This is a genomic window from Actinoalloteichus spitiensis RMV-1378 (genome assembly GCF_000239155.1).
GTDB classification, from domain to species: domain Bacteria; phylum Actinomycetota; class Actinomycetes; order Mycobacteriales; family Pseudonocardiaceae; genus Actinoalloteichus_B; species Actinoalloteichus_B spitiensis.
Genome location: NZ_AGVX02000769.1, coordinates 1 through 2,588 on the forward strand (window position 1 = coordinate 1; position 2,588 = coordinate 2,588).

At 74.3% G+C, this 2,588-nt stretch carries 2 protein-coding genes; both read right to left on the minus strand.

The features are described 5' to 3' along the window. Positions 1-378: 378 nt before the first annotated feature. Positions 379-1,911 carry a hypothetical protein gene (locus tag ACTIDRAF_RS0225025; protein WP_016701399.1) on the minus strand — a complete coding sequence of 511 codons (1,533 nt, stop codon included), beginning with the start codon at positions 1,909-1,911 and terminating at the stop codon, positions 379-381. Beyond that, positions 1,908-2,459 carry a SigE family RNA polymerase sigma factor gene (locus tag ACTIDRAF_RS0225030; protein WP_016701400.1) on the minus strand — a complete coding sequence of 184 codons (552 nt, stop codon included), beginning with the start codon at positions 2,457-2,459 and terminating at the stop codon, positions 1,908-1,910. The genes ACTIDRAF_RS0225025 and ACTIDRAF_RS0225030 overlap by 4 nt, the downstream gene beginning before the upstream one ends. Positions 2,460-2,588: the final 129 nt, after the last annotated feature.

The following is a 2,588-nucleotide window of genomic DNA, read 5'->3' on the forward strand; positions in this document are numbered from 1 at the left end:
GGGGCCGGACCTCCGCCACGGAGGTCCGGCCCCGACGTGTTTCCTGGCGGGACCGGGGCCCGCCGGTGAGGGTGTCGCGACGTGCCTCCGTCCCGGTGACGGGCGCCGTGACGGCGTCATGGCGCCCGCACGGCCACCTGGGGCTCCACGCCGCCGTTCGCCGTCACCCTGCCCGGGCAGTGGGCACGGGGCCGGGGCGGGACGTGCCGGCGGTGATGCGTTCGCAGCCCAGGCGACCAGGGCGGGTGCGGAGGACCGGTCTCCCCGCCGCCGGTGGGGGCCGGTCGCTGGTCCGGCGGCTCCGGCGAGTGGCACCCGGGCGCCCCGGGCCGCTCCCGCGCGGGTGGGAACGGAGGCGGCCAAGGGGAACCACCGCCCTCAGCGGGCGAGCTCGACCACGTCCGTCCCGCCCTCGCGGCTGACCTCGACCTGGACGGCCTCCGCCGGCAGCAGGGCCGCTCCCCGGTCGGACTCCACCGCCTGCCACGGACCGTCCGGGGTGGTGCGGTACCTCAGCTCAGCCTGGTAGGAGAGCACGACCCAGCCCTCGTCGTCCGGGAGCCGGACGGAGAGCTGCACCGGGTCGTCGGGCCGGGTCGGGCCGCCGTAGGCGAAGTCGTCGACCTCGATGAGGCGCTCGTCGGTGAACACGACGGCGTGCGCCTCGCCGTGCTGGGTGCGGTTCCACTGCTCGCCGATGGTGGCGGTCCTGCCGTCGGCCATGCGCACGATGATGAGGAAGCCGCCGAAGACACCCCCGCTGTGGTGGTTGATCAGGTCCGCGCGGCCGGAGTCCCAGAGCGCGCGTTGGGTCTTGTCCATCAGGTCCAGCTCGCGCTCGCTGTCGGGATGGCTGGGCCCGGCCGCGATCCGCTCACAGCTCTCCCCGCCGTTCTCATAGGTCTCACACCGCCAGTTGTCCGGGCTGTCCAGGGCTGCCTCCCCGGCCAGCCGTTCCTGATGGGTCAGGGCGGGTCGGCTGGCGATCGGTAGGTAGAAGAAGGTGAGGTCCTCGGTCCAGTCCGAGTCCAGCGAACGGGACCGGAGGAAGTGCCGCGCCGCGTCCGGATCGAGCGCGGCGGCCCTGCTCTCGGAGGTGAGCACCGCCAGTGGGGGCCGGCGCTCGAGTTCCTCGGGTACCAGGGTGTCCGGAACCTCCGTCGCCGCGACGACGTCGTGCGCATGGCTGTCCGCTGGCAGCTGCCGCAGGATGAGGCCGTCCTCGGGGACCAGTTCCTCCCACTGGCGGGTGACCTCACCGGTGCTCTCGTCGATGTCGGGCCCCGTGGAGAGGTGCAGCGGCTCGCGGCCGGGCAGGCCGATCAGGGTGCGGTCGTCCTCGCCGAACAGGTACAGCTGGCCTTCGCCGTCGTCGCGGCCCGCGGAGAGCAGGTGCAGCTCGCCGTCCTCCGGGGACTCGGCGACCAGGCCCAGCACGTCGTAGCTCTCGTGGCCGTTCGGGGGGGCATGGCGCTCGACGAAGATCGCGGCCGGCCCGGACGGGGTGGTGGTCGCGGCCACCAGGTGGTGGTCGCCGCGCCCCCCGTCCTCACGGCTCGCCCCGGTGTGCAGGAAGAGCGGTAGTTCCTCGCGCCAGGTGGTGGTCGCTCGCGCGACGAAGTCCCGGTCGTCGGCGAGGTCGCCCCGGGTCGGCATGTCGAACCAGTCGCCGGGAGCGGCGAGGTCGCCCTCGCCGCCCAGCACCTCGCTCGTGGTGAGGTCCATCCTGGTGAGGGCTCCGGCGGTCACGACGAGGGCCACTGCCAGGGCGACAGTGGTGACGCCGGCCCGGCGCCGCCGGCGCCGGCGGGCACGCGCGCCCGCGAGGACCTCCTCGGCCAGCCGGGTCGGGGGCTGGAGCCCGTCAGTGGTCTCCCGCATGGCCGCCCGGAGCGAGTCCTGGTCGATCATCGCTGTCCTCCCGCTGGGGTGGGGGTCAACCGGGCCGCTCCGGGCCCGTCTGGGCGCAGGGCATCGCGCATCCGCGCCAGCCCCCGCGAGGTCTGGCTCTTCACCGTGCCGATCCCGCAGCCGAGCGCCTGGGCCACCTGCTTCTCGCTGAGGTCGTCGAAGAACCGGAGCACGATGACGGCCCGCATCCTCGGCGGCAGGCTGGCGAGCAGCGGCGCGACCTGGTCGGCCGTCACGACGGCCTCCTCCGGCCCGGCCACGACGGGCGTGAGCTGGCCCGGCGCCAACGGTGTCTCCCGCACCCGCCGGGACAGCCGGCGCCAGCGGTTGGCGGCGGTGTTGGCCAGCGCGCCCCTGGCGTACGCCTCCGGGGAGCCGGTGATGCGGGGCCAGCGCGGGTACATGCGCTCCAGCACGTCCTGGAGCAGGTCCCGCGCGGCCTCCCGGTCCCCGCCAGCCAGCAGGTAGGCCGTTCTGAGGAGCGGCGGGGAGCGGTGGACGACGAAGTCGGTGAACTCCGCGTCCCAGTCCTTGTTCTTTCCTGTCACGGACCACCTCGGTGGTTGGTGGAGCACTGTCACCCGACCTGACACCGCGCCGGTTCCGGTGGTTGTGAGGGGAGGGGAATCGGGATACCGGGGACCGATGGCGCGGCCCGCCGTCGGAGTGGTCCGGTC

Coding starts and splice junctions, on each gene's coding strand:
- ACTIDRAF_RS0225025 (WP_016701399.1), bottom strand. CDS start 1,911: ATGATCGACCAGGACTCGCTCCGGGCGGCCATGCGGGAGACCACTGAC.